6 protein-coding genes are annotated in these 6,526 nt (G+C 60.4%); 1 reads left to right on the forward strand and 5 read right to left on the reverse strand.

Going from position 1 to position 6,526, the window contains the following annotated elements:
• Positions 1 to 13: 13 nt before the first annotated feature.
• The 5 genes from WBB95_RS02390 to WBB95_RS02410 form a co-directional block, all read right to left on the reverse strand.
• Positions 14 to 1,630, reverse strand: coding sequence for an inorganic phosphate transporter (locus WBB95_RS02390; protein ID WP_424486120.1), 1,617 nt, complete (start codon positions 1,628 to 1,630; stop codon positions 14 to 16).
• A 260-nt stretch (positions 1,631 to 1,890) separates the two neighbouring features.
• Positions 1,891 to 2,913, reverse strand: coding sequence for a transporter (locus WBB95_RS02395; protein ID WP_424486121.1), 1,023 nt, complete (start codon positions 2,911 to 2,913; stop codon positions 1,891 to 1,893).
• 100 nt (positions 2,914 to 3,013) lie between these two features.
• Positions 3,014 to 4,186 carry a GAF domain-containing sensor histidine kinase gene (locus WBB95_RS02400; protein ID WP_424486122.1) on the reverse strand — a complete coding sequence of 391 codons (1,173 nt, stop codon included), beginning with the start codon at positions 4,184 to 4,186 and terminating at the stop codon, positions 3,014 to 3,016.
• Positions 4,187 to 4,357: 171 nt separating this feature from the next.
• Positions 4,358 to 4,663: a PepSY domain-containing protein gene (locus WBB95_RS02405; RefSeq protein WP_424486123.1), complete on the reverse strand. Its 306-nt coding sequence runs from the start codon at positions 4,661 to 4,663 to the stop codon at positions 4,358 to 4,360.
• A 91-nt stretch (positions 4,664 to 4,754) separates the two neighbouring features.
• Positions 4,755 to 5,882, reverse strand: coding sequence for a glycerophosphodiester phosphodiesterase (locus WBB95_RS02410; RefSeq protein WP_424486124.1), 1,128 nt, complete (start codon positions 5,880 to 5,882; stop codon positions 4,755 to 4,757).
• 232 nt (positions 5,883 to 6,114) lie between these two features.
• Between WBB95_RS02410 and WBB95_RS02415 the strand changes: the two genes are divergently transcribed.
• Positions 6,115 to 6,441, forward strand: a complete 327-nt coding sequence (locus tag WBB95_RS02415; protein ID WP_424486125.1) for a DUF2025 family protein — start codon at positions 6,115 to 6,117, stop codon at positions 6,439 to 6,441.
• Positions 6,442 to 6,526 lie beyond the last annotated feature (85 nt).

Raw genomic sequence — 6,526 nt, forward strand, 5'->3', positions numbered from 1 at the left:
AAACCGAGTGGTGTCAGAAGAGCTTGGTGAACAGCCAGTACAGGCTGCCCGACAACAAAATCGCCGCCGGCAATGTCAGCACCCAGGCCATCAGCAGGTTGCGGATGGTCTTCATCTGCAACCCTCCGCCATTGGCCACCATAGTCCCCGCCACACCCGACGACAACACATGAGTCGTCGACACCGGCAAGCCGAACATGTCTGCCGCGCCAATGGTCAGCATGGCCACCGTTTCGGCCGAGGCGCCCTGGGCGTACGTCATGTGGGTCTTGCCGATCTTCTCGCCCACCGTCACCACAATGCGCTTCCAGCCGACCATGGTGCCCAGCCCGAGCGCGATGGCCACGGCGATCTTCACCCACAGCGGAATGAAGCGCGTGGAGTTGTCGATCTGGTCCTTGAACAGTTTCAGCTTGTTTTGGGTATCCGCGTCGAAGTGGCCGACCTTGTCCTTGTCCATCAGGCGAATGGTTTCGCTGGTCAGGTACATGTCGTTACGCACGTTGCCAACGGCTTCTGCGGGCACTTTGGCCAGCGAGCCGTAACCTTTCACTTCATCACCGATCTGGCCGGCGAGGGCGGCCAGCGCCGGCACCAATTCCGGCGTGGCTTCCTTGGTGCGCACGTAGGTCGAGAGGATCGGGCGCGGGTCGCCCGGCAGCACTTGCGGTGCGCTTTTGACCAGGGCGACCTGGGTCACTTCGGCCACCGCCGCGAACTGCAACGATTGCTCGGCAGGCATGGTGCGGTTCAACGCATAGGCCATCGGCAAGGTACCGACCAGAATCAGCATGATCAGGCCCATGCCTTTTTGCCCATCGTTGGAGCCGTGGGCAAACGACACGCCGGTGCACGTGGCGATCAGCATGCCGCGAATCCACCATGGCGGCGGGGTGTCGCCTTTGGGCGCCTTGTACAACGAGCGGTTTTTCACAAAGGCGCGCAGTGCCAGCAGCAACAGCGCGGCAAACGCAAAGCCGATCAGTGGCGACAGCAACAGCGCGTAGCCAATCTTGGTCGCCTGGCCCCAGTCCACACCGCTGGTGCCGTCACGCCCGTGCATCAAGGCATTCGCCACGCCGACACCGATGATCGAGCCGATCAGGGTGTGGGACGAGGAGGCTGGCAACCCCAGCCACCAGGTGCCGAGGTTCCACAGGATGGCGGCGATCAGCAGGGCGAAGATCATCGCGAAACCGGCCGAGGAACCCACCTGCAAAATCAGCTCGACCGGCAGCAGGGCAATGATGCCGAACGCCACGGCGCCGCTGGAGAGCAGCACGCCGAGGAAGTTGAAGAAGCCCGACCACACCACCGCGAAATGCGGCGGCAGCGAGTTGGTGTAGATCACCGTCGCGACGGCGTTGGCGGTGTCGTGGAACCCGTTGACGAACTCGAAGCCCAAGGCGATCAACAGCGCCACGCCCAGCAGCAGGAACGGCGTCCAGGTGGTGACCACCGTGCCCAGTTCGTGCATGTCGTGCATCAGGCTGTAGGCGGTGAACAGCAGGCCCATGGCGAGCACGGCGAAGAAAATGATCACCGTCACCAGGCCGGGCTTTTTGTCCAGCCGGGGTTTGGGGGCTGCGTGTGAGGCGGTGGTGGAGGCAGTCAGGGAAGGGGTGGCCATGCCGGAGCATCCAGTGTGGGGAGGATGGCGTTGATGATCATTGCAGAATGTTACAGAGATGCTGCGGCAGGTCAGTGTTTACAGGATTGAGTGCGCCGCTGGTCTGTAAATACATCACAAAGCTAGTGTCAGCGTGCAATCAGTGTGGGAGTCGGGCTTGCCCGCGATGCAGGCACCTCGGTCCTTCAGACCCACCGGGGTGATGCTATCGCAGGCAAGCCAGCTCCCACATTTGATCTCATTTCAGGTCGAGATCGGGGTCAGTAATCTTTGCGTTTTCTGAACGCCCAGCGCCCGGCAATCAAGGTAAAGGTTGCCACCAGCGCCACCAGGATCCAGAAGCCTTCCGGGTCCGTCGAAAGCGGCACCCCGCCGACGTTCATGCCGAAAAAACCGGCGATGATGTTGATCGGCAGCGCCAGCACCGTGACCACGGTCAAGGTGAACAGCGTGCGGTTGCTTTGCTCGTTGAGGTTGGCGGCGATCTCCTCCTGCAACAGTTTGATGCGCTCGCCCAGGGCCATCAGGTCGTTGATGATCAGCGCAAACTCCTCGGTGGATTTGCGCAACTCCTTCACGTCTTCCTTCTGCAGCCACTGCGGCGGGCGGTTTAGCAGGCGCAACAGCGAGCCCGGCTCCAGTGCCAGCAGGCGCTGCAGGCGCACCAACACCCGGCGCGCGGCACCGAGTTCGGCGCGGTTGGTGGACAAGCGCGAAGACAGCAACTGGTCTTCGATATGGTCGACGCTGATGCTGGTTTTGCGCACGATCTGCGTCAGCACTTCGCCCTGGTCGCGCAGCAGGTGCACCAGCAACTCCAGCGGCGAACGGAAGCGTTCGCCGGCCTTCACCGACGAGCGCAATTTATCCACCGAGTGCAAGGGTTGCAGGCGTGCGCTCACCAGCAAGCGGCTGCGGGCGCACACCCACAGCGTGGAAATATCCGAGGAGACCATGCTGCTGAAGTTGAACACCACGTCGTTGACCACCGCGAGCAAGGCCGAGTCAACGTGTTCAATACGCGTGGAGCGCGAACCTTCGTGCAGCGCTTCGAAAAACTCATCCGGCAACGACAAGTGCGCCTGCATCCAGCGCTCGCAGGCGGCGTGGGCCAGGTTCAGGTGCAACCACAGGAATTCTTCCGGGTCTTGCGGCGCCTGCAAGGCGGCAAGCGCGGTGGCTGAGTCTATCTGCTCAGCTTTTTCACCGGGGCGAAAACGGAAACCGTAAAGCAAGCCAAACAGATCGGGATCCTGATGGCTGTGATCAATGCTGTGGTTCATGGCGGCTCGCAGAGAAAGCGCCTGTAGGACGTTTCACAGGTTCGCGTCGGCGAATCATTGCAAGGCGGCATGACGATTCTGTGACAGTTTGAAAACTTGCTCAGCGAGTCTTCAAGGTAAAGGTAAAGAGCGTGCCCTTTTGCGCGCAGGACGAGACCTGGAGTTGCCCGCCGTGGGCATCGGCAATTTGCTTGACGATGTACAAACCCAGGCCCAGGCCGGCTTGCGGCGTGTCTTTGAGTGGCCGCGCGTAGGGCTGGAACAGCCGGGGCAACGCGAGTTCATCGATCTGGCCGGGGTTTTTCACGGTCAGTGTGAAGAGGTCCTGTTCGACCTGTGCCGTGACTTCAACCGGGCCATCGTGGCTGCCGTGGTGGATCGCGTTGGCGACCAGGTTGGAGAGCAATTGCGCCAGCCGATCACGGTCGCCATACACGTCGCGCAGGTCGCCGATATCCGCCTGGATCTGGCGCTGCGGGTGCACGCTTTGCACCTCGGACACCACATGGTGCAACGCGTCCTGCAAATCCTGGCAGTCGCCCCGGTGCAACGGAATGCCGCTGCCCATGCGCCCGCGAGCGAAATCCAGCACGTCTTCGACCAACTGCGCAGCACGCTTGCCACTGGCGAGAATATGGCGCACCAGTGGGTCAGTGGCGGGCGTCGGATGTTTGCGCAGCAAGCGCTCGGCGCCGAAGTTGATCGCGAACAGCGGGTTGCGCAGGTCATGCCCGAGTACCGCAATGAACTGCTCACGCAGTTCGGCGGTGCTGCGCTCTTCCAGCAAGTCGTCTTCGGTTTTCTGCTGGCTTTCCTCGGCTTCGATTTGCAGCGACAGCACCCGGGCAAACGACTCCATGGTCGATTGGATGGTGCTGCTGCGCAAGGGCGCGGGGTTGGGGTCGAGCGCGCAGATAGTGCCGAAAAAACGCCCATCGGTGTGGAACACTGGCACCGAAATATAGCTTTCGAATTGGTAAATGCGCGGGGTGTGGTGGTCGTGGTAGAGCGGGTCTTTGCTGGCGTTGTCGATGACCACCGACACGTGGGAGCCGCGGATTTCGTGGCAAATCGTGGTGGTCAAGTCCAGCTCGCCGCCCACACCCAAGCCGAAATTCAGGTGGTCGAGCACGGCGCAGGCGGTCCAGGTGTCTTCGGTAACCCGGGCGACGGCGGCAAAGCGCAAGCCAGTCATGTCACTGATGACCTGTAACATAGCGGGGACGGCGCTGATGCGGCCAATGGTGGCGATGTCGGCGGCTTTTTGCCCCATTAAGTAGTCTCGATCTGCAAGTGCTGGCGAATGGCTTGGATTTTAGCGACCTTACGCGCTGTAGGTGTAATTTCATTCAATGTTTAGATACTTTTCCTACGGCTGGCTGACGAGCGCGCATAAAAAAACCGCGCCACTCTAAACAGTGGCGCGGTTTTTTTGGCGTTTGACTCAAGTGTCTTGCTTGTTTTCCAGCACTTCACCGGTCTTGGCGTCGAGCTTCACGTCCCACTTTTTGCCGGTGGTGTCGGTCAGGTCGACTTCGTAGACCAGGCGACCGGCTTCGTGATCCAGCTCGGTGTCGGTGATGGTCGCGCCGGGCTGTTTGGCCAGGGCGGCAGCGTTGAGTTTCTCGAACGGCATCACATCACCGGATTTGAGCAGGCTCGGAATCTGGTCCGGGCGTACATCGGCCTGGGCCAGACCGGCAGTCAGGGTCAGGGCAGTGGCGGCGAACAAGGCAGTCAGGGTTTTCATGGTAAGTGTCCTTCTGGGTGAGCTGTTTAAGTGGCGCCAGATTAACCAGCGCAACTTAACTCATCCTTAATGGCGCACTGACACCTGTGCCTTAGTAGCCATTGTCCTTGAGCAGGTCCTGCACACTCGACGACGGCCAGCGCTTGTAGAACTTCAGCAGTTCGGCCGCGCGGTTGGTGAAGATGCCATCGACGCCGGCGCTCATCACTTTTTCGAAGTCCACCGGCTCATCGACGGTATAGACGTGCACCAGCAGGCCTTTGTCGTGGGTCAGCTTGTTCATTTCAGGCTTCACCAGGTCGGTGTAGCTCTGGTCGCCATGGTTGGTCAGCTCGGCCGAAGGGCCGGTGCCGATGGCGCCGAGGCTCTTGGCTTCGTCGACCCATTTTTCGAACTCGGCAGCATCCTTCGGCTCTTGCTTGGCGTAGTAGGCGGCTTTGGTCGCTTCACCGGATTCGGCGAAGGTCTGCGTGGATTTCGGCTCGATGCTGCCTGGGCCGACCCACAACAGCAGGATTTTCGGGGTGTTGGGCATTTCTTTCTGCAGCTCTTTCAAGCTGTCTTTTTCAAACGTTTGCAAAACCACACGGCCTCTGCCCTGGCCCACGCCGGTGTTGCTCTTGCCCAGCTTGGAGCCGGCGGAACTCAACCAGCCCTTGTCCAGCAGCTTGTTTTTCAGGTCGGCTTCGATGCCCGGGAACTGCTTGGGCTCCTTGGTCTCGATGTACAGGCCGGGTTTGTGCTGCGGGTTGCCTTCGGCGATCTTGATGATTTCGTCCAGGCTCTGGATTTTCAGGCCGACGAACGCAGGGCGGGCGCGGTCCGGGTAGGCGGCGTTAAACCAGCTGCCAGCATCCAGGGTGCGCAGTTCGGCCCAGGTGAACTCGTTGGCCGGGGCGTCTTTGCGCTCCGGGAACTTGGTGGCCACGTCGGTGGTGCGTTGCAGGTTGTTGTCGTGCAGGGCGAACAGCACGCCGTCCTTGCTGCGCTGCAGGTCCATTTCCAGGTAGTCGGCACCCAGGTCGCGGGCGAGCTTGTAGGAAGCGGCGGTGGATTCAGGCGCGTCGTAGGAAGCGCCACGGTGGGCGATGACGGCCGGGTAGGGAATGCCTTCGTTTGTTGCCAATTCAGCCGGGCTGATCGGGTCGGCAGCCTGTGCCTGGCCAAGGCCGAGCATCAGCGCGAGCAGCAACGCGCTCTTGGTAAACGTGACAGGCATATGCGAAGTCCTTTCGTGGAGGTAACTTTGAGAAGGCGTCCTTTTTAACAATTGATTGCGAAAGGCGCTATCACCAAACCGACATTAACGTGCGCACGGCCCATATTTCTTGGTTTTTTTGTGCAGTGTTGCAGTACTCTTGCCCGAAGCTGCCCCGTCAGAGGGCCGTCATTCCTGCCACGCGTGTAAACCATCTTTCCAGTCCCTGCGGGACTTTTCAGTGAGGTTTACCATGCGCATCACTTCCGAACTCATCTGCCAGGCCGCCGACCAACTCCACGGTTTTGTCGGCCTGAACCGCAAGACCGGCCACTACATCGTGCGTTTCAGCGAAGATGCCTTCGGCATGGACGTGGCCGATGACGGCATCATTCCCACCGCTGAGTTTGTCTGGCTGCCGGCTGACGGCGAGCACACCATGACCCTGTCGCGTGAACGCATTCAGTTGCTGCTGGACCAGCGTATCGACGATCGCATCAATATTACCGAGCCGTTGCGGGTGTACATGCGCCGGGTGGAGATCCCGCAGATCAGTGCGTTGCGCAGTTTGGTCTGCTAGGTAAAAGCTTCTTTCAGCCCAATGAGGGCTAAACATGTGGGAGCGGGCTTGCTCGCGAAGGCGGTATGTCAGCCACTGAATCTGG

This window comes from Pseudomonas sp., assembly GCF_049645325.1.
In the GTDB taxonomy this organism is placed as follows: Bacteria; Pseudomonadota; Gammaproteobacteria; order Pseudomonadales; family Pseudomonadaceae; genus Aquipseudomonas.

Coding starts and splice junctions, on each gene's coding strand:
- WBB95_RS02390 (WP_424486120.1), bottom strand. CDS start 1,630: ATGGCCACCCCTTCCCTGACTGCCTCCACCACCGCCTCACACGCAGCC.
- WBB95_RS02395 (WP_424486121.1), bottom strand. CDS start 2,913: ATGAACCACAGCATTGATCACAGCCATCAGGATCCCGATCTGTTTGGC.
- WBB95_RS02400 (WP_424486122.1), bottom strand. CDS start 4,186: ATGGGGCAAAAAGCCGCCGACATCGCCACCATTGGCCGCATCAGCGCC.
- WBB95_RS02405 (WP_424486123.1), bottom strand. CDS start 4,663: ATGAAAACCCTGACTGCCTTGTTCGCCGCCACTGCCCTGACCCTGACT.
- WBB95_RS02410 (WP_424486124.1), bottom strand. CDS start 5,882: ATGCCTGTCACGTTTACCAAGAGCGCGTTGCTGCTCGCGCTGATGCTC.
- WBB95_RS02415 (WP_424486125.1), top strand. CDS start 6,115: ATGCGCATCACTTCCGAACTCATCTGCCAGGCCGCCGACCAACTCCAC.